The sequence below is a fragment of the Microbacterium hydrocarbonoxydans genome, assembly GCF_000956475.1.
Classification (GTDB): domain Bacteria; phylum Actinomycetota; class Actinomycetes; order Actinomycetales; family Microbacteriaceae; genus Microbacterium; species Microbacterium hydrocarbonoxydans_A.
Genome location: NZ_JYJB01000006.1, coordinates 237,880 through 256,072 on the forward strand (window position 1 = coordinate 237,880; position 18,193 = coordinate 256,072).

Consider the following 18,193-nt stretch of genomic DNA (forward strand, 5'->3'; position numbering starts at 1 on the left):
CGATCCGTTCCCGGAATCTCCGTCTCCCCGCTCGAAGCCCGGCCGCGTGCCGGCATCCCGGCGGACAGGCGAGAGCCCGAGCGAGATGTGCCACTTGTCCAGACGGCGGGCGACGATCGGCCAGGATGTTGCTCGCTCCCGGTGTCGCGGCAACCGTCGGGGAGAGATCGCGGCAGGCTCGGGATATGTCCGACGTCGCCGCACTCTCCTCTACCGTCTCCGCCATGTGGCTGTCCGTGGCGCTGCTGACCGCCGGGTTCGCGCGCACACGCAACCGCTCGCCCTGGGGCTGGTTCCTGCTCACGGCGCTCCTCGGGCCGATCTCCGTCTTCCTGCTGGTCGTCTGGCCGGCGCGGCCTGACGAGGTAGAGCCAGGGGCCGTCGATCCGCATCGATCCGATGTGTAAAGAATTCTTGACATGATCGGATGCCGCGGCGTACGCTCGGCGTGTCAATAGTCTTTTACATGGGAGGCGTCATGGTCTTAGAAGAGCGCAACGCGTGGACGGGGCTCGTCGTCAGCGTCATCGCTGTGACGGTGTACGTTCTCGTGCTGCTGCAGCTCGCCGGCGGAGGGCCGCTGACCGAGGTCGACTGGCTGCCGGTCATGCTGTGGACGATCGGCCTGAGCGTCGCCGTCACGATCGTCATCACGATCGGATGGGGCATCGCCGTCGGGATGAAGGACCGCGAGGGCGCCTCGCGATCCGACATCCGCGACCGTGACATCAGCCGGATGGGAGGCCGTGTCGAGCACGCCTTCCTGGTGATCGCCGGGCTCGGCGTCATCGCCCTGTGCGCGATGGGCGCCGACCTGTTCTGGATCGCGCACACGATGTTCGCCGGGTTCGCCATCTCGGCCGTGATCGGCGGAATCGCCCGCGTGATCGCCTACCGCCGGGGCCTTCTGTGATGGTCAAGCCGACGCTCGTCTCGAACAGCATCCGCTCGCATCGCGAGGCTGCGGGTCTCACGCAGGCCGAGCTCGCCCGCACGGTCGGGGTGACCAGGCAGACGCTGATCGCGATCGAGCAGCAGAAGTACTCGCCGACGCTCGAGCTGGCGTTCCAGATCGCGAGGGCGTTCGGGGTCGGGCTCGACGAGCTGTTCCAGTATCCGGAGGTGCCGAGATGACCGAGTCGATGAGGGCATGGCGCAACGAGAGCTACGGCCCGGCGGCAGGCGTGCGGCTCGAGCGCGTGCCGATCCCGGTGCCGCGCACGGGCGAAGTGCTCCTGCGCATGCGGGCCACCGCGCTCAACGCCGGAGACGTGCGGCTCATGCAGGGCGACCCGCTGCTGGTGCGGCCGGTGTTCGGGCTCACGCGTCCGAAGCACCCGATCCGCGGGATGGATGCGGTGGGCGAGGTCGTGCAGGCGGGGCCTCACGTGATCGGCGTCGAGATCGGTGACATCGTCGTGGGCGAGCTGCAGGGCGGAGGCGGGCTCGGCGAGTACGCCGCGGTCTCCGCAGCACGAGTGCAGCCCGTTCCGCCGGGCGTCGACGAACGCGATGCCGTGACGCTCCCGATCTCCGGCGGCACGGCCTGGCAGGCGCTCGATATCGCCGGTGTCGGGCTGCGGCGTCGCGCCGAGCGCGTGCTCGTGATCGGCGCATCCGGTGGCGTCGGGACCTTCGCCGTGCAGTTCGCCGCGCTGCGAGGCGCCGAGGTGTGGGCCAGCTGCGCCGAACGGAATCGAGCCCTCGTCGAGCGGCTCGGCGCCGTGCGCACGCTCGATCACCGCCGCGAACCGCTCTCGGCGATACCCGGCAGGCACTTCGACGCCGTGATCGACGTCGCCGGCGGCATCGACCTGCGCGACCTGCAGCGGCTGGTGAGGGACGACGGCACCATCGTGCTCGTGACGGGCGACGGCGGACACGTGCTCGGCCCGATCCCGCGGATGCTGAAAGCGGCGTTCCTGTCCATCGGCGGCGGTCCCGGCATCCGCTCGCTCGCCGCGACCAACCGGCCCGAGGTGATCACCAAGATGCTGGAGCTGCTCGCCGCCGGGCGCTTCGCGCCCGTCGTGGAGCGCGAGTACTCCTTCGACGAGGCGGATGCCGCGCTCGCCCGCATCGAGGAGGGGCACGTCGTCGGCAAGCTCGTCGTCCGAGTGAGCTGATCCGGCGCGCTCTGGCGGCTTCCAGGGGCGGGTGACAGAATGGTCGCTGGCGTGCCCGAGTCGCATCTTCCTCGCAACTGGGTCCCTGAGCTTGTCGAAGGGCCGAGTCGATCGAGTCGAAGGACCGCCGGGCCCCTGGACAGCGTCCGCCGCACCTGTCTCTCAAGGAGCACCATGTCGACGCCTGAAACCACCCTTCGACAGGCTCAGAGCCCCACAGGGGCTCCCACCCGCACCGCGCATCACCGTCGCTACCTGATGTGCAAGCCGGAGTTCTTCACGGTGAACTACTCGATCAACCCGTGGATGGAGCCCGCCAAGCCGACCGACACCGCGAAGGCTGTCGCGCAGTGGCAGAAGCTCTACGACCTGTACCTCGAGCTCGGGCACGAGGTCGAGCTGATCGAGCCGCTCGCCGGATACCCCGACATGGTCTACACGGCCAACGGCGGGTTCCTGATCGACGGGCGCGCCTATGTGCCGAAGTTCCGATTCGAGGAGCGCGCCGGCGAAGCCCCGGCCTTCGCCGAGTGGTTCCGCGCAGCAGGCTACGACACGATCATCCCCGAGGAGGTCAACGAGGGCGAAGGCGACTTCCTGCTCGTCGGCGACGTGATCCTGGCGGGCACCGGCTTCCGCTCGACGGGCGACAGCCACCGCGAAGTCGGCGAGGTGTTCGGCCGCGAGGTCGTCTCGCTGAACCTCGTCGACCCGCGCTTCTACCACCTCGACACCGCGATCGCGGTGCTCGATCCCGTGCAGGGCGCTGAGAACGGCGGCCCGGAGCACGCCAACATCGCCTACCTGCCCGGCGCGTTCGACGACGCCAGTCGTGCGGTCCTCGAAGAGCGCTTCCCCGACGCGATCCTCGTCTCTGATGAGGACGGATCGGTCTTCGGCCTGAACTCGGCGAGCGACGGGTACAACGTGATCATCTCGCCGCGCGCGAAGGGCTTCGAGGTGCAGCTGCGCGACCGCGGCTACAACCCGATCCTCATCGACCTGTCCGAGCTGCTGCTCGGCGGGGGCGGCATCAAGTGCTGCACCCTCGAACTGCGCGGTGCGAAGTGACGACCGCGGGCGCTTCGACGGGCTCAGCGACCCAGGGGGCGGGCTCAGCGACCCAGGACGCGGGCTCAGCGACCCAGGGAGTCGAGGAGCACGTCGCCCGCAACTACAACCCGCTGCCCGTCAACATCGCGCGCGCTGAGGGCGCGTGGGTGACCGACGTCGAGGGCAAGCGGTACCTCGACCTGCTCGCGGCCTACTCGGCCGTGAACTTCGGTCACCGGCATCCCGCCCTCGTCGCCGCGCTCACCGAGCAGCTCGGGCGGGTGACCCTGACCAGCCGCGCGTTCATGAGCGACCGACTCGAGCCGTTCGCCGCGGCGCTCGCGACGCTGTGCGGCAAGGACCTGGTCCTTCCGATGAACACGGGCGCCGAAGCGGTCGAGACCGGCATCAAGGTCGCCCGCGCATGGGGCTACCGCGTCAAGGGCATCGCCGAGGACCGCGCGCGCATCATCGTCGCCGCAGGGAACTTCCACGGCCGCACCACGACGATCGTGAGCTTCAGCGACGACGAGCAGGCGCGCGACGATTTCGGGCCGTACACGCCCGGATTCGACGTGGTGCCCTATGGCGATGCGGATGCCGTCGCCGCCGCGATCACCGACGACACCGCCGCGGTGCTTCTCGAGCCGATCCAGGGCGAGGGTGGCGTGATCATCCCGCCGGACGGCTACCTGCGCCGCATCCGCGAGATCTGCGACGAGAAGAACGTGCTGTTCATCGCCGACGAGATCCAGTCGGGTCTCGGCCGCGTGGGGGAGACGTTCGCGTGCGATCGCGAAGGCGTCGTGCCCGACCTCTACCTGCTCGGCAAGGCGCTCGGCGGCGGGCTTCTGCCCGTCTCGGCCGTCGTCGGCGACAGCGATGTGCTGGGCGTCATCCGGCCCGGCGAGCACGGCTCGACCTTCGGCGGAAACCCTCTGGCCGCGGCCGTCGGCCTGCGCGTGGTGGAGATGCTCGAGAGCGGCGAGGTGCAGGAGCGCGCCCGCGCGCTGGGCGCCCATCTGGCGACCTCGCTGGAGTCGCTGATCGGGCACGGTGTCACCGCGGTCCGCATCGCGGGACTGTGGGCGGGAGTCGACATCGATCCGGCTCTCGGAACCGGTCGGGAGATCGCCGAGAAGCTGCTCGAGCGCGGCGTGCTCGTGAAGGACACGCACGGTCAGACCATCCGCATCGCGCCGCCCATCGTGGTGCGCGCGACCGAACTCGACTGGGCGGTCGAGCAGCTGCGGCTCGTTCTCGAGCGCTGATCCCCAGCCGGTGGCGGGCAGAGGCCCTGCCGCCACCGGCAGCTCGGTCCGACGGATCAGGCAGGATCGTCGGGGTCGAGGGTCTTCAGGCTGTCCTCCTCGACCTCGTTGTCGGCGCCCAGCTGCTCCTCGGTGCTCTCGTCGCCGCCGAGAGAGGTCCTGCGCTCCGGGTCGGCATCGCCCTGGATCGCCCCGCCGGTTCCGCCTTCTGAGCTGTCGCCCTGAATGGCTCCGCCGGTGCCTCCCGCGCCGCTGTCTCCCTGGATCGCGCCGCCCGTCGCGTCTTCGGGCCAGCTGTCGCCCTGCAGAGCGCCTTCGTGTGCGCCGTCATCGCCCGCGTATCCGTCGGGGGCCGTGTTGTGCTCCGGGATGCGGTCGGGGTCGCCGTCATGCGAAGCGCGGTCCGCGCCGTCCACGTCGGGCGCGCCCTCGGCCGGGTCCTCGGGGTGAGGTGTGCGTTCCATGTTCTCGTCCATGCGGCAGACGGTACGCCGCGGATGCCGGACGGATGAGGGGGTTGACACCGGAGGACGTCGTGATCTGCGTCGCCTCAGTCGTTCTTGGCGGTGCGGATCGGGGTGGTCGCGGCTGCCTCGTCGCTGAACTCGACCGGGTCGACGACCTCGATCGGTCGCGTCTCGTCGAGTGTGACCAGGAAACGCCGGCTCTCGTCGCGGCGCAGGCGACCGCTCGTGAGCATCCAGGTCAGCCCGATGGCGCAGGCGAGGAGCCCGGCGACACCGCCGAGCATGATCGCCGTTCGGGGGCCGAAAGCATCCGCCACCCAGCCCGCGATCGGGGCGCCGACCGGCGTCGACCCCATGATGACCGCCATGTAGAGGGCGAGCACTCGTCCGCGGAGAGCCGGGTCGGTCGTGGTCTGCACGTAGCCGTTCGCGGTCGTGAGCAGCGTGACGATCGTGAAGCCCGTGAACATCAGCGTCACGGCGTATGCGGCGTAGGTCGGCATCGAGGCAGAGACGAACGCGAACACCCCGAAGCCGCCGGCGGCGAGCACGACCACCCGCACGCGCGCCCGCTCACGGCGTGCCGCGAGCAGCGCGCCGGTGAGCGATCCGATCGCGAGGATCGAGCTGAGCACGCCGTAGCCGTCCGCGCCCGCGCCGAACTCGATCGCCATGGTCGAGGCGAAGATGGGGAAGTTCATGCCGAAGGCGCCGATCAGGAACACCGTCACGAACACCACCCGCAGGTCGCTGCGCCCCCACACGTAGCGGAAGCCTGCGGCGAGACCCCCGCGGCTGCGGTTCTTGAGGCGCGGCGCGAGCTGACCCTGCCGCATGATCAGGAGCGCCACGATCATCGCGAGGAACGTCGCGGCGTTCACGACGAACACCCAGCCCGACCCGATCGCGACGATCAGCAGCCCGCCCACGGCCGGGCCGATCATCCGCGCCATGTTGAACGACGCCGAGTTCAGGGCGACCGCGTTCGAGGTGTCTCCGGTCGACACCATGTCGGAGACGAACGCCTGCCGCGCAGGGGCGTCGAATGCGTTCACGACGCCGAATCCGGCGGCGAAGCAGAACATCATCGGCAGGGTCATGACGTCGGTGAGCAGCAGCACGCCGACCGCGATCGCGAGCAGCAGCAGCAGGCTCTGCGTGACGAGCAGGATGCGGCGACGGTCGAAACGGTCTGCGACCCATCCGGTCAGGCTCACCAGCACCAGCGGCGGGCCGAACTGCAGGGCCATCGTGGCGCCCATCGCCGCGGCGTCGTTGTTCGTCAGCTCGGTGAGGACGACCCAGTCCTGGGCGGTCGACTGCATCCACCCGCCGATGTTCGACACCAGCGCGCCCGCGAACCAGATGCGGTAGTTGACGTTCGCGAACGACCGGAACATCCCGCTCATCGCTCGGCCAGCTTCCACATCAGCGCAGCCGCGTCGCGCAGCGTGTGCACCTCGTCCGCAGTGAGCTCCAGGTGCTGCATCGCATCGATGAGAAGCTCGTCGCGGCGCTGCATGGTCCGCTCGACGATGTCGATGCCGGCAGGAGTCACGTCGACCTGCACGCGGCGCCGGTCGTGGTCGTCGACGGTGCGGGTGACGAGACCCTGCTCCTCGAGGCCGTTGATCAGGCTCGTCATCGAGGGGGCGGTGACCCGCTCGCGCTCCGCGAGGGCGGTGATCGTGCGGCGTCCGTGCAGACGCAGGGTCATCAGGACTCCGAGCTGCGCATCGCTCATCGCGTCGGCCACGCGGACGCATCGAAGTCGTCGGGCCAGACGGAACGTGGCGAGGCGCAGGTCTGCGGCCGTGACGGACAGGGCTTCGTTGGATGCAGACATTACTTAGACAGTCTAAGTAAAATTCTCGCCGCAGGGAAGAGGAGGACGGCCGCGGGCGCGCGACAATGGGAGAATGCCGCACACCCCCGCCCTGGAGATCGCCGTGCAGGACCCTGCGGGCGTCCGTGTCGCGGGCGCGGTCGGCGCCGTGCGGGTCGAGCTCGCACAGGGGCTCGCGCTCGGCGGGCTCACGCCCTCGCCCGCCACCCTCGAACTGTGCCTCGCTGTCGCCGCCGACGCCGGTGTCGAGGTGCACGTGCTCGTACGGCCCCGCGCCGGAGGGTTCCACTACGACGCCGAGGAGCTCGCGCTGACCGAGCTCGACGTGCGCCGAGCGGTCGCGGCCGGGGCGCACGGCGTCGTGATCGGCGCACTCGATGGGACCGGTGTCCTCGACCTCCAGGCCATGGCCCGGCTTCGAGACGCGGCGGGCGGAGCATCCGTCACCCTGCACCGGGCAATCGACGTCTCCGCCGATCCGCTCGTAACCCTCGCGGCGGCCCGGTCGCTGGGCCTTCGCCGTGTGCTCACCTCGGGTGGCGCGTCGACCGCGGTCGAGGGGATCGACACGCTGCGCGCTCTCGTGGCGGCCGCGGAGGGAGAGATCGAGATCATGGCGGGAAGCGGGGTGGATGCCGCATCCGCTCCGGCCCTCGTCGACACCGGCGTCGACGCGCTGCACTTCTCGGCCAAGCGCACCGTGCGTGGCGACGGTGGCGTGCGGATGGGGTCGGCGGCGGACGGGATCGGGGGCTACGAGGTGACAGACCTCGCGACCGCGCAGTCGGTGAAAGACGCCCTGTCGCGCTGAACTGCGTCCTGCACGGCGCTGAGCGGGCGCAGGGTCGTATGGTGGGTGGGTGACGGAGACCAGAGAGTTCACGGATTCCCACGGCATCGCCATCGTCTACGACGTCCACCCCGCGGCGGGTGAGGCGCGAGGGGTCGTGCAGCTGCTGCACGGGGTCGGCGAGCATGCCGGCCGCTACGGGGCGCTGATCGCCTCGCTCACCCGGGCCGGATTCATCGTCTACGCCGACGACCACCGCGGGCACGGGCGCACCGGCATCCGCCAGCACAACCACCCGGCGAAGCTCGGCAGGCTGGGCAAGGGCGGCATCCGCGCCGCCAAGGAGGCGATCTGGCAGCTCACCGGGATCATCCGCGAAGAGCATCCCGACCTGCCGCTCGTGCTGCTCGGGCACTCGTGGGGATCGTTCCTCGCGCAGATGCTCGTGAACGACCACCCCGAGGCGTGGGATGCCGTGATCCTGTCGGGCTCGGCGCTGCGCACGCCCGCGTCGCTGAACGCCGCACCGCTCAACGCCCGCTGGAAGGCGCAGGATGCCACAGGGCTGGAGTGGCTCAGCCGCGACCCGGCCGTGTGGAAGGAGTTCTCGGACGACCCGCTCACGACCGACGTGCCGCTGCTGAAGCTCTTCGGGCCCATCGAGGCTGCGCGGCTCTACGGTCGTCCGCGCCGAGATCTCGGGCGCGACGTCCCGTTGCTTCTCATGGTCGGCCGTGACGACCCGGTCGGCGGCCCCCGCAGCGTGCACAAGCTCGCTGACGAGTACCGCACCCGATCGGGTCTCACCGACGTCACGACGCTCGTCTACCCCGACGCCCGTCACGAGATCTTCAACGAGCTGCAGCAGTCCGAGGTGCGCGCGGACCTCCTCGCCTGGCTCGACACGCGCATTCCCCGCCGCTGAAACATTTCGTTCGGAGTCCCGTCATTACGTCGGGTGATCCTGCGTGACGCCACCCGCGTCGCCGCCACCTCTCGCGTCATAGATTCGCGGCGAGAGGGAGGTGCTGATGAGCTTCGAGAACGAATGGCGCGAGTGGCACCGTGCACGCGAGGGATACGCCGGAGCGGAGTACGGCCCGGCCGCGCTGGAGTCGACGAACTGGCTGATCACCGAACCCGCGGCGGTCGAGGGGGTGCCGGGGCTCTGGGCGCTCACCGGCGACGGGGCGATCCGGGGCAGCGAGCTCGGCGCGTCGGGGGCGGTCGTGACGCTGCGGGGCGCCGAGACCATCAGGTTCGGCCGCCGCGAGCTGCGGGTCTTCGACCGTCGCGGCGACCTGGCGCTGCGGGTGTTCAACCCCCGGCGACCCCAGCGCGAGCGGTTCAGTGCGATCGACGCCTATCCGCCCAGGGAGGGGTGGCGCATCGCCGCGGTGTTCGAGCCGGCACAGGGCGAGATCATCACGATCACGGCGGTCGACGGACGACAGCATGAGTCGGAGATCGCCGGGCGCCTCCGGTTCGAGCTCGACGGCATCCCCAGATCTCTCGTCGTCACGCGCAACGGGCAGGGGGCTCTCAGCGCGGTCTTCGCCGACGGGACGAACGGCATAGAGACCTACCGGTTCCGGTTCCTCACTGTCGAAGAGCCCGCCCCGGACGGGCGCGCCTGGATCGACTTCAACCGGGCGTATCTGCCGCCGTGCGCGTTCTCGGACCAGTACCTCTGCCCTCAGCCGCCGGATGAGAACCGGTACACGAGCTCGATCAGGGCGGGGGAGCGGGCGGTGGTCCTCGGCGGCTGAGCCCGGCCGCGCCTTAAGCTGGAACCGTGCACGGTGAATTCAAGGTTCCTGGTGGAAAGCTCGTCGTCGTCGACCTCGAGGTGATCGACGGAAAGCTCGAAGACGTCCGCCTCGCCGGCGACTTCTTCCTCGAGCCCGACACGGCTCTCGACGACATCAACGCGGCGATCGAGGGGCTTCCCGAGCAGGCGGATGCCACGGCCATCGCCGCAGCGGTGCGCGCGGCGCTGCCCGAGGGCGCGCAGCTGCTCGGATTCACGCCCGAGGCGGTCGGCACCGCTGTCCGCCGGGCCCTGGTGACGGCCCCCGGCTGGCGCGACTTCGACTGGGAGATCGTGCATGAGAAGGCCGTCTCCCCTCGCATGAACCTCGCTCTCGACGAGGTGCTCACCTCGCGCGTCGGCGAGGGGCGCCGCAGGCCGACGCTGCGCATCTGGGAATGGGACCAGTCGGCGGTCGTGATCGGGTCCTTCCAGTCGTACCGCAACGAGGTCGACCCCGAGGGCGCGACCAGGCACGGCTTCGACGTCGTGCGGCGCATCTCCGGCGGCGGAGCGATGCTCATGGCCGCGGGGCAGATCATCACGTACTCGCTGTACGTGCCGGCATCCCTCGTGGCGGGCATGACCTTCGCCGACTCCTACGCGTTCCTCGACGACTGGGTGCTGCAGGCGCTGCGCTCGCTCGGCATCGACGCGGTCTACCAGCCGCTCAACGACATCGCCTCCTCGAGCGGCAAGATCGGCGGCGCCGCCCAGAAGCGTCTCGCGAACGGCGGCGTGCTGCACCACGCGACGCTGTCGTATGACATCGACGGTCAGACCATGACCGAGGTGCTGCGGATCGGGCGCGAGAAGCTCAGCGACAAGGGCACCGCGTCTGCGGCCAAGCGGGTGGATCCGCTTCGCAGTCAGACCGGGCTCGCGCGCGCCGAGATCATCGATCGCTTCATCGACACGTTCCGCTCGCTGACATCGGCGGAGGACGGAACCATCTCCGCCGACGAGTACGCCGAGGCCGAGGCGCTCGTCGAGTCGAAGTTCGCCACCGACGCGTGGCTGCACCGTGTCCCCTGAGCGCAGGGTCCCGTGACCTCGGTCGTCGAACGCGACGAGACGCCCTGCGGTGCCGTCACCATCATCGAGGGCGACAACCTCGCCGTCGCGGCATCCCTGGAGTCCGGATCGTTCACCCTGATCTACCTCGACCCGCCGTTCAACACCGGCCGCGCCCGCGAACGGCAGGTCGTCACCGCCCGCCGGAGGTTCACAACTCAGGAAGAATCGGCGGAATCAGGGGCGGAAGCGGCGGAATCGGCGGATGCCGCCCCGGATGTCCTGAGTTATGAACGCGAAGCGGACGAGCCGGCCGAACCGGCGGAGCCGCCTGCCGAGATCCGCCACGGGTTCCACGGGCATGCCTATGAGCGCGTGCGCGGCATGCTGCGCACCTACGACGACCGGTTCGACGACTACGGCGATTTCCTGATGCCGCGGCTCGAGGAGGCCTGGCGGCTGCTCGCCGACCACGGCACGCTGTATCTTCACCTCGACTATCGCGAGGCGCACTACGCCAAGGTCATGCTCGACGCGGTGTTCGGTCGCGATTCGTTCCTGAACGAGCTGATCTGGGCATACGACTACGGAGCCAAGTCGCGACGCCGCTGGCCCACCAAGCACGACACGATCCTCGTGTACGTGAAGAACCCGCGGACCTACGTGTTCAACTCCGACGAGGTCGATCGGGAGCCCTACATGGCGCCGGGGCTGGTCACGCCCGAGAAGGCGGCGCGGGGCAAGCTCCCCACCGACGTCTGGTGGCACACCATCGTCCCGACGACCGGACGCGAGAAGACGGGATACCCGACGCAGAAGCCCGAGGGCATCCTCCGGCGCATCGTGACCGCGTCGAGCCGCCCCGGCGACCGCGTGCTCGACCTGTTCGCCGGCTCCGGGACGACCGGCGCCGTCGCCTCGGCCCTCGGCCGCGACGTGGTGCTCGTCGACGACAACCCCGAGGCGGTGCGCATCATGAAGGAGCGGATGCCGCACGCTGAGGTCGCCGTGCCTGGCTCAGCGTCCTGAGCGGCTCGTCGACTCCCGCACGATGAGTCGGCCGTGCTCGGGTTCGGGTGCCGTCACAGCGAGATCCGGCTCGAGCTGACGCAGCAGTGCGGCGGCCGCCTGCCGGCCCAGGGCCTCCGGCAGCAGGTCGACGGTCGAGATCGTCGGCGACAGCGCACGCAGGCACTCGGCATCCGATCCGCACATCACCACGACGTCCTCAGGCACACGCACGCCCCGCTCGACCAGTCGCTCGACGACCCCGCGCGCATGATCGCTGGTCAGGCAGTACACGGCGTCAGCGGGCTCGGGCAGGGAGAGCAGCTCGTCGGCGGCCAGGCCGGCCTCCGATCGAGAGGCTCGCTCCGGAACGCGCAGCACGGTCGCCGGCAGGCGCGCCGACAGCATCCGCTCCCGGTACCTGCTCTCGGTCGCGAGGTTCCATTCGATCGCATCCGTGCCGACGATCAGCGCCGGCCGGGTGCCGCCGGCCGCGGCGAGGTGGTCGAGCACGCGGTCGACGATGTGCGCGGTCGCGATGTCGATCACGTGCGGGTCGTCGGGGTCGGCGACATCGCGTCCGACGAGCACGTACGGCATGCCGCTCGAGCGCATGGCCGCCGTGAGCGGATCGTTCCCCACCGGATCGGTGACGATGATGCCGTCGCAGGCATATGCCGTGCGCGAAGCCCCCGGAACGACCGGGTCGGCGACGAGCATGAGCGCGTATCCGTGCCCGAGAGAGGTGAGAGCCGCGGCGCCTGCGAAGCGCGGGAAATAGTCGACGTCGCCGAGCTGGTGCGGCTCGGGCCCGACCGCCGGGCGCAGCACGAGTCCGATCACGCCGAGGCGGCTGCTGCGCAATCCGCTGGCGACGACATCGGGGTGGTAGCCGAGGGCGGATGCCGCGGCGCGCACGCGCTCCTGGGTCTGCTCGTTGACGACACCGTTGCCCGAGAACGTGTGCGACACGGTCGTGGACGACACCCCTGCCCGGCGCGCGACATCGCGGATCGTCGCTCGCGTTCGGGCCATGCGCACAGAATACTCCCGAGAAATCCTTGTCCAAATCGTTTTGGGTGCCTAGCGTGTCCAATCAGGCGCGACGAAGGCGTCGCACGCAGAACTTGGAGGAACCCATGTCACAGGTGACACCCGACACCGCGGCATCCGCACCCGACCCCACGGCGATCACGCGCACCGCCGCCGCGAACGACAGCGCGACGCGCGTCGAGACCCACGGGATCGACTACATCCCGAATGCGGAGCGGCGCGGACGCGCCCGCGACCTGTTCGCCGTGTGGGCGGCGCCCAACGTCAACTTCCTCGCGGTCGTGATCGGGGCCTCGCTCGTGCTCATGGGACTGAGCATCTGGCAGGCGCTCATCGCGATCGTGGTCGGCAACCTGTTCTCGATCATCACCGGCATCATCGCCGCGTCCGGGCCCGCGGCCGGAACGCCGAGCGAGGTCATCACGCGTGCCATGTACGGAGTGAACGGCAACCGGGTGAACGTCGCGGTCGCGGGGTGGCTGATCAGCGTGAGCTACCTCGCGATCAACTGGGCCGCCGCCACCACGGTGATGGTCGGCCTGCTCTCCCGCGTGGGGGTGCCGGCGACCGCATGGACCATCGCGATCAGCGCGATCGTCATCGCCGCGGCGACCATGATCATCAGCATCTACGGGCACGGGCTGATCATGCGGCTCTACCAGCCGCTGGCCGCCGTGCTCGCGCTGATCTTCGTCGTCATGGCGGTGTTCGTCGTCAGCGGGGCCCAGTGGAGCTTCGCTCCCGCCGCGCCCCTCGAGGGCATGGACCTCGCCGTCATGATGAGCGCCGGCATCGCTCTCGTGGCATCAGGCCCGCTCTCGTACACCAACAGCGCCGACTTCGCCCGTTACCTTCCGCAGTCCACCCGCGTGCGCGACGTGGCGCTGTGGACGAGCCTGGGCATGGTCATCCCCAGCGTCCTCGCCACCTTCGTGGGTGTGCTCGCCGCGTCGTCGGTCGACATGAGCGACCCGGAGGCGGGACTCGAGCAGTTCCTGCCCGATTGGTTCGCGCCGATCTTCCTGGTGTCCGTGATCGTGGGCACGATCGCGAACAACGCGATGACCGCGTACAGCTCGGGCCTCGCGCTGCAGGCCGTCGGCATCCGTCTGCCTCGCACCCGCACGGTGCTGCTCGACGGCATCGTCGGCGTCCTGATGACGCTGTTCGCCCTGCTGGTCTGGAACTTCCTCGACAGCGTGTCGAGCGCCCTGCAGCTCGCGGTCTCCGTGCTCGCGCCCGTGATGGGCGTGTACCTCGCCGACATGCTGTGGCGCCGCAACCGCTACGACGGCGCGGCGCTCGCCGACGAGTCGCACGGGAGCCGGTACTGGTTCTCTGGCGGCGTGCACATCGCCGGCGCGGTGTCGGTCCTGGTCGGCATCGCAGCAGCTCTCATGTGCAGCTCGACGCTCGTGTTCGTCGGCCCGATCGCCGCGGCCCTCGGAGGCATCGACCTGTCCGTTCCGGTCGGCCTCATCGTGCCGTTCGCCCTGTACCTGGTGCTCGTGCGCACCTCTGCCCGATCGAAGGAGTCCCTGTGAGCACCGTCCACTATCGCGGGGGCGCGATCTTCACCTCGGATGACGTGGCGTGGGCCGAATCCCTGGTCGTGCGCGACGGGCGGATCGTGTTCGTCGGGGATGCCGCGACCGCATCGGCCCTTCCGGCCGACGAGGTCGTCGAGCTCGAGGGACGGCTCGTGCTGCCCGGCATCGTCGACGCGCACACGCATCTCGTCTCGATGGGCGAGTCGCTCGGGCAGGTGGACCTTCAGGATGCCGCGGATCTCGCCGAGATCCAGCGCCGGCTGGCTGCGGCCGCGCAGGAGTCGGATGCTGCTCGCATCGTCGGACGCAGCTGGCTGTTCTCGGCGCTCGAGGGGGCGAAGCCGCACCGCGACATGATCGACGCCGTGATCGCCGACCGTCCGGTGTATCTGCACGCGAACGACAGCCACTCGGCCTGGGTGAACAGCGCGGCCCTCGCCGAGCTGGGCATCGATGACGCCACGCCCGATCCGATGGGAGGCAGGATCGAGCGCGATTCGGCAGGGACGGCGACCGGGATGCTGTGGGAGAACGCCTCGCTCGGCCTGATGCGCGACCGGCTCGACGAGATCGTCTCGGATGGAGAGCGCGAGCAGTCGCTCGAGGCCGCACTCGATGCGTATCTGGCCGCCGGGGTCACCGCGGCCGTCGACATGGGGCTGGGCGAGCCGGAGCTGCGCGCACTCGAGGCGGTGCAGAGGCGGCGCGGCGGCACGCTGCCGCTGCGCGTCGCAGGGCACTGGGTCGTGAATCGCACGGCGACATCCGAGGGCGATCTCGCTGGTGTCGCACGGGCGGCGGAGCTCGCTGCCCGCCACTCGGGGCCGTGGCTGCGCATCACCGGCATCAAGCTGTTCGTCGACGGCGTGATCGACAGCTGCACCGCCGCGATGCGGCATCCGTTCCACGACGGCTCGCATCCCGACGCGCTGTGGGATCTGCCCTCGCTCTCTGCAGTGGTGGCGGCGGCGGATGCGGCCGGGCTGCAGGTCGCGATGCACGCGATCGGCGATGCGGCATCCGCTCTGGCGCTCGACGCGCTCGAGGCGGCCGTCGCCGCCAACGGCCCTCGCGCCGATCGCCGGCACCGGCTCGAGCACCTGGAGACCGTCGACCGCGAGACGCCGCTGCGCCTGGCCCGGCTGGGAGTCGTCGCCTCGATGCAGCCCGTGCACTGCGATCCGGCGATCCAGCCGAACTGGCGGGCGATGCTGGGCGATGACCGAGTCGAGCGAGGCTACCCGTGGCGCGAGTTCGTCGAGGCCGGCGCGACGCTGGCCTTCGGCACGGATGCGCCGACCGCCCCCTTCGACCCCCTGCCCAACCTCTTCGTCGCCACGACCAGGCGCTCGGCGTTCGACCCGGCGCTGCCGGCGAACGTCCCCGCGAACGCCATGGCGATCGCGGACGCCGTGCGCCGGGCGACGCGCGACGCGGCCTACGCTGCCCGCTGGGACGGCGAGCTCGGCGTGCTGCGGGCGGGCGCCGCAGCCGACTTCCTCGTGCTCTCCGGCGACCCGTTCCGTGACGGAGTCGAGGCGTTCCTCACCTCGCGCGTCGAGATGACGGTGGTGGCGGGGGAGGCCGTCGGCCGCTGAACGACGACGCCCCGCGCCTCAGGCGACGAACGTCGTGACGCGCTGCGGGGGCAGTGATGCCGTGAACTCGGTTCCGCGAATGACGGCATCCGGCTGTCTCTCCCATCTCTGTCTCTCCTTCTGCGGAGGGATCAGGTTCTGTTGGGGGAGGTCGTGAACCGCGCCGTGACGTCATCGATGACGGGGCGGGCTATGAGAGCGAGGGGAGCGACTGCCGCCCACAGGAGCAGCAGCAGGACGACCTCGGAGAGCGCGATCACCAGGAAGGCGCTGATCACCAGCAGCGACAGGATGCCGAGGGAGAAGGCCCAGCGCGGCAGGATCTGCGCCAGGGCGATGCGCGCGGCGTCGCGGGTGCGGAAGCTGAAGGCGGAGGTGAGCACCGTCATGTGCCCGCACCAGACCAGCGTTGCCATCACGATCAGGAGGATCACCGGGCGGAGAGCCTGCCCGCCCTCCACGGCGCCGAGATGGGTGAGGTTGAAGGTCAGCACGGCGAGGACGAGGGTGGCCGGGATCGCCCAGCGCAGCGTCGGCACGAGGTCGCGCCGGTAGGCACGGAAGAAGTGCCGCCCGGGTGCGAGGTCGGGACTCGCCGCAGCCGCGCGGACGGAGGCGACGCCGGCGACGAATGCCGGGGCGACCGGCACCAGCGCGAGCACGAACAGCGGCAGGTTCGAGGGATCGCGGCCGAGGAGCAGCACCGCGAGGCTCGTCGGGAGCGTAGCGAGAAGCAGCTGCACCTCCAGCACGAGCATCCGATAGACGACCGCCGCGCCGCGTGAGAGCGGGCCGCGCCCGACCTCGTCGAGCGTCTCGTTCTTCGTCTCGCCCATGTCCCTCTCCGCTCCTGTCCGGAAGGCCCCGCAGATGTCACGACCCCGACCGGGAACGTGACATCTGCGGAGCCTGGGCCGCTACTTGCTCTTGGCGCGCTCGAGCGCCGTGTTGAACGTATCGATGAGCTGGCCGGAACCGAGCCCCTCGATCTCGGTGACGTACGCGTCCCAGTCGGAGTCGATCGAACGCTGACCGGTGATGAACGCGGCGGTCGCGGCGTGCACGGCATCCGTGAGCTGCGTCTGCAGCAGCGAGGTCTGCTCGAGCTCGATCTCGTCGAGCAGCGGCGCGGGCGCGACCGGCAGCTGCTTCTTGGATTCCAGCTGCTTCTCGGTCCAGTCTGCGACCTCGTCGGTCATGAGCGAGAGGAGCAGCTCCTTCGACGATCCGTTCGCAGGCAGGAACACGCCGTTGCTGTAGCCGAAGTCGGCGTTCAGCTTCTTCGGCGCACCGGCGTTCACCGCGCTCCATCCGATGTCGTCCATCAGCTTGCGGGTGCCGTCGGCATCCTTCGTGAAGGTCTCGCCCTCCACGCCCCACTGCGCGAACTCGATGCCCTCGTCGGAGTAGTACAGCCAGTCGATGTACTGCAGCAGAGCCTTGAAGTACGGCTTCTCGGCGGCCTCGCTGCTGATCATCAGGCCGGAGGTGAAGCGACCGCTGGCGAGGTTGGAGCCGGCAGGGCCGGCCGGGATCGAGATCAGGCGGATCGGGACATCGGGCTGACCAGCATCCGCGAACTTCGTCCGATACTCGGTGAGCGTCTGCGTGTTGCCGGAGATCGCGGCCGACTGGCCCGAGATGAACTTCTGCACGGCCTGGTCGTCGCTCTGCGTGATCTCGGGGTCGAGGAGCCCGTCGGACACGAGATCAGACACATCGGTGATCAGGTCGCGGTACTCGTCCGTGGTGCCGGTGAAGACGTACTTCTCCGAGTCCTCGTCGTACCAGGTGTTGTTGTACTGCCACCCGGCCGCGGTGCCGTAGTTGGGTGCCATCACGTTGAGCAGCGAACCGAGCGGCGTCGAGTCGGTCCATCGATCCGACATCGCGTAGGCGAGTTCGGGGTTCGCCTTCTGCACCTCGGCGAGCTGCTCGGCGAACTCGTCCCAGGTCTTCGGGTCCTCGGTGATCCCGGCCTTCTCCCACAGGTCCTCGCGGATCGCGACGCTGTACTCGACGTTCGGCGTCTCGCGCAGCCCCGGCAGCAGATAGATCTTGCCGTCGGCCTGACGGCGGTTGTCGAGCTCGTCCTGGAGGTCCCACTTCTCGACCTTCTCCTGGAAGTTCGGCATGTAGTCGAGGTAGTCCGACACGGGGAGGATCGCGCCGCCCGAGACGAATTTGGTCTCGGTTCCCGAATAGGACACGGAGATGATGTCGGATGCTTCGCCGCTGCCGATCAGCAGCGACTTCTTCTGGTCGAAGTCCGACATCGGGATGTCGGTGCGCGAGAACGTCACGTTGTGGTCGTCGGCGAGGTGCTGGAAGATCGACCAGTCGTCCTTCACCGGGTAGCCGGGGTGGTCGCGGTACATCAGTGAGAACGTGACCGGCTCCGTCGCCTTGAAGGTGGTTCCGGCCTTGAAGTCGTCCATGGCGCCGACGGACTGCTCGGCGGCGATCTTGACGCCGCCGGCCTCCGCAGTGTCGTCGGCGGGCGCCGACGTGCACGCGGCCAGCGCGACGGCGAACGCCGCGATGCCGGCGACGCCCGTGAGGCGCCTGCGAGTGGTGGTCATGGTGTGTCTCCTTTGTGTGAACGTC

Annotated in this window: 19 protein-coding genes; 13 read left to right on the forward strand and 6 right to left on the reverse strand. The window is 69.6% G+C overall.

From position 1 onward, the window contains the following. Positions 1 to 185: 185 nt before the first annotated feature. The 6 genes from RS84_RS04635 (at position 186) to rocD (ending at position 4,450) form a co-directional block, all read left to right on the forward strand. Complete coding sequence (locus RS84_RS04635) at positions 186 to 407, forward strand: hypothetical protein (RefSeq protein WP_045256582.1); 222 nt, start codon at positions 186 to 188, stop codon at positions 405 to 407. A gap of 71 nt (positions 408 to 478) precedes the next feature. After that, positions 479 to 913 (forward strand): hypothetical protein, encoded by a 435-nt coding sequence (locus RS84_RS04640; protein ID WP_045256583.1) that lies wholly within the window; start codon positions 479 to 481, stop codon positions 911 to 913. Next, on the forward strand, positions 913 to 1,134 hold the full coding sequence (locus tag RS84_RS04645) for a helix-turn-helix transcriptional regulator (RefSeq protein WP_045256584.1): 222 nt from the start codon (positions 913 to 915) through the stop codon (positions 1,132 to 1,134). Before RS84_RS04640 ends, RS84_RS04645 begins: the two co-directional genes overlap by 1 nt. Then, positions 1,131 to 2,126 carry an NAD(P)-dependent alcohol dehydrogenase gene (locus tag RS84_RS04650; protein ID WP_052676214.1) on the forward strand — a complete coding sequence of 332 codons (996 nt, stop codon included), beginning with the start codon at positions 1,131 to 1,133 and terminating at the stop codon, positions 2,124 to 2,126. The genes RS84_RS04645 and RS84_RS04650 overlap by 4 nt, the downstream gene beginning before the upstream one ends. A 174-nt stretch (positions 2,127 to 2,300) precedes the next feature. Further along, positions 2,301 to 3,197 carry a dimethylargininase gene (gene ddaH, locus RS84_RS04655; protein ID WP_045256585.1) on the forward strand — a complete coding sequence of 299 codons (897 nt, stop codon included), beginning with the start codon at positions 2,301 to 2,303 and terminating at the stop codon, positions 3,195 to 3,197. Then, positions 3,194 to 4,450: an ornithine--oxo-acid transaminase gene (rocD, locus tag RS84_RS04660; RefSeq protein ID WP_045256586.1), complete on the forward strand. Its 1,257-nt coding sequence runs from the start codon at positions 3,194 to 3,196 to the stop codon at positions 4,448 to 4,450. Before ddaH ends, rocD begins: the two co-directional genes overlap by 4 nt. 56 nt (positions 4,451 to 4,506) lie before the next feature. Here rocD and RS84_RS19115 read toward each other — a convergent pair whose 3' ends face one another. From RS84_RS19115 to RS84_RS04675, 3 genes are all read right to left on the reverse strand, one after another. Next, entirely contained in the window at positions 4,507 to 4,926 is a 420-nt protein-coding gene (locus tag RS84_RS19115; RefSeq protein WP_045256587.1) for a hypothetical protein, read from the reverse strand. Positions 4,927 to 5,000: 74 nt separating this feature from the next. Then, on the reverse strand, positions 5,001 to 6,317 hold the full coding sequence (locus tag RS84_RS04670; RefSeq protein WP_045256588.1) for an MFS transporter: 1,317 nt from the start codon (positions 6,315 to 6,317) through the stop codon (positions 5,001 to 5,003). 5 nt (positions 6,318 to 6,322) lie between these two features. Then, positions 6,323 to 6,763: a MarR family winged helix-turn-helix transcriptional regulator gene (locus RS84_RS04675; protein WP_045256589.1), complete on the reverse strand. Its 441-nt coding sequence runs from the start codon at positions 6,761 to 6,763 to the stop codon at positions 6,323 to 6,325. 73 nt (positions 6,764 to 6,836) lie between these two features. Between RS84_RS04675 and RS84_RS04680 the strand changes: the two genes are divergently transcribed. The 5 genes from RS84_RS04680 to RS84_RS04700 all read left to right on the forward strand — a co-directional run bounded on the left by RS84_RS04680 (position 6,837) and on the right by RS84_RS04700 (position 11,406). After that, complete coding sequence (locus RS84_RS04680) at positions 6,837 to 7,574, forward strand: copper homeostasis protein CutC (RefSeq protein ID WP_045256590.1); 738 nt, start codon at positions 6,837 to 6,839, stop codon at positions 7,572 to 7,574. Between the two features lie 49 nt (positions 7,575 to 7,623). Beyond that, positions 7,624 to 8,478: an alpha/beta fold hydrolase gene (locus RS84_RS04685; RefSeq protein ID WP_045256591.1), complete on the forward strand. Its 855-nt coding sequence runs from the start codon at positions 7,624 to 7,626 to the stop codon at positions 8,476 to 8,478. 106 nt (positions 8,479 to 8,584) lie between these two features. Further along, entirely contained in the window at positions 8,585 to 9,322 is a 738-nt protein-coding gene (locus tag RS84_RS04690) for a DUF1684 domain-containing protein (protein ID WP_045256592.1), read from the forward strand. 26 nt (positions 9,323 to 9,348) lie between these two features. Next, entirely contained in the window at positions 9,349 to 10,398 is a 1,050-nt protein-coding gene (locus RS84_RS04695) for a biotin/lipoate A/B protein ligase family protein (RefSeq protein ID WP_045256593.1), read from the forward strand. Between the two features lie 12 nt (positions 10,399 to 10,410). Continuing rightward, complete coding sequence (locus RS84_RS04700; RefSeq protein ID WP_045256594.1) at positions 10,411 to 11,406, forward strand: DNA-methyltransferase; 996 nt, start codon at positions 10,411 to 10,413, stop codon at positions 11,404 to 11,406. Here RS84_RS04700 and RS84_RS04705 read toward each other — a convergent pair. Beyond that, positions 11,395 to 12,420 carry a LacI family DNA-binding transcriptional regulator gene (locus RS84_RS04705; RefSeq protein ID WP_052676216.1) on the reverse strand — a complete coding sequence of 342 codons (1,026 nt, stop codon included), beginning with the start codon at positions 12,418 to 12,420 and terminating at the stop codon, positions 11,395 to 11,397. The two genes, RS84_RS04700 and RS84_RS04705, sit on opposite strands and share 12 nt — an antisense overlap. A gap of 104 nt (positions 12,421 to 12,524) precedes the next feature. Between RS84_RS04705 and RS84_RS04710 the strand changes: the two genes are divergently transcribed. After that, on the forward strand, positions 12,525 to 13,982 hold the full coding sequence (locus RS84_RS04710; protein ID WP_045256595.1) for a purine-cytosine permease family protein: 1,458 nt from the start codon (positions 12,525 to 12,527) through the stop codon (positions 13,980 to 13,982). Beyond that, entirely contained in the window at positions 13,979 to 15,586 is a 1,608-nt protein-coding gene (locus RS84_RS04715; RefSeq protein WP_045256596.1) for an amidohydrolase, read from the forward strand. The genes RS84_RS04710 and RS84_RS04715 overlap by 4 nt, the downstream gene beginning before the upstream one ends. A 131-nt stretch (positions 15,587 to 15,717) precedes the next feature. Here RS84_RS04715 and RS84_RS04720 read toward each other — a convergent pair whose 3' ends face one another. Together RS84_RS04720 and RS84_RS04725 are read right to left on the reverse strand one after the other, a co-directional pair. Beyond that, on the reverse strand, positions 15,718 to 16,422 hold the full coding sequence (locus RS84_RS04720) for a DUF624 domain-containing protein (RefSeq protein ID WP_045256597.1): 705 nt from the start codon (positions 16,420 to 16,422) through the stop codon (positions 15,718 to 15,720). Between the two features lie 81 nt (positions 16,423 to 16,503). Continuing rightward, positions 16,504 to 18,168 carry an extracellular solute-binding protein gene (locus RS84_RS04725; RefSeq protein WP_045256598.1) on the reverse strand — a complete coding sequence of 555 codons (1,665 nt, stop codon included), beginning with the start codon at positions 18,166 to 18,168 and terminating at the stop codon, positions 16,504 to 16,506. Positions 18,169 to 18,193: the final 25 nt, after the last annotated feature.

Bases quoted from the DNA above. Each gene is read 5' to 3' on its own strand.
- RS84_RS04705 (WP_052676216.1), bottom strand. From the start codon at position 12,420: ATGGCCCGAACGCGAGCGACGATCCGCGATGTCGCGCGCCGGGCAGGG.
- RS84_RS04640 (WP_045256583.1), top strand. From the start codon at position 479: ATGGTCTTAGAAGAGCGCAACGCGTGGACGGGGCTCGTCGTCAGCGTC.
- RS84_RS19115 (WP_045256587.1), bottom strand. From the start codon at position 4,926: ATGGACGAGAACATGGAACGCACACCTCACCCCGAGGACCCGGCCGAG.
- RS84_RS04720 (WP_045256597.1), bottom strand. From the start codon at position 16,422: ATGGGCGAGACGAAGAACGAGACGCTCGACGAGGTCGGGCGCGGCCCG.
- RS84_RS04710 (WP_045256595.1), top strand. From the start codon at position 12,525: ATGTCACAGGTGACACCCGACACCGCGGCATCCGCACCCGACCCCACG.
- RS84_RS04675 (WP_045256589.1), bottom strand. From the start codon at position 6,763: ATGTCTGCATCCAACGAAGCCCTGTCCGTCACGGCCGCAGACCTGCGC.
- ddaH (WP_045256585.1), top strand. From the start codon at position 2,301: ATGTCGACGCCTGAAACCACCCTTCGACAGGCTCAGAGCCCCACAGGG.
- RS84_RS04650 (WP_052676214.1), top strand. From the start codon at position 1,131: ATGACCGAGTCGATGAGGGCATGGCGCAACGAGAGCTACGGCCCGGCG.
- RS84_RS04635 (WP_045256582.1), top strand. From the start codon at position 186: ATGTCCGACGTCGCCGCACTCTCCTCTACCGTCTCCGCCATGTGGCTG.
- RS84_RS04725 (WP_045256598.1), bottom strand. From the start codon at position 18,168: ATGACCACCACTCGCAGGCGCCTCACGGGCGTCGCCGGCATCGCGGCG.
- RS84_RS04645 (WP_045256584.1), top strand. From the start codon at position 913: ATGGTCAAGCCGACGCTCGTCTCGAACAGCATCCGCTCGCATCGCGAG.
- RS84_RS04680 (WP_045256590.1), top strand. From the start codon at position 6,837: ATGCCGCACACCCCCGCCCTGGAGATCGCCGTGCAGGACCCTGCGGGC.
- RS84_RS04670 (WP_045256588.1), bottom strand. From the start codon at position 6,317: ATGTTCCGGTCGTTCGCGAACGTCAACTACCGCATCTGGTTCGCGGGC.
- RS84_RS04690 (WP_045256592.1), top strand. From the start codon at position 8,585: ATGAGCTTCGAGAACGAATGGCGCGAGTGGCACCGTGCACGCGAGGGA.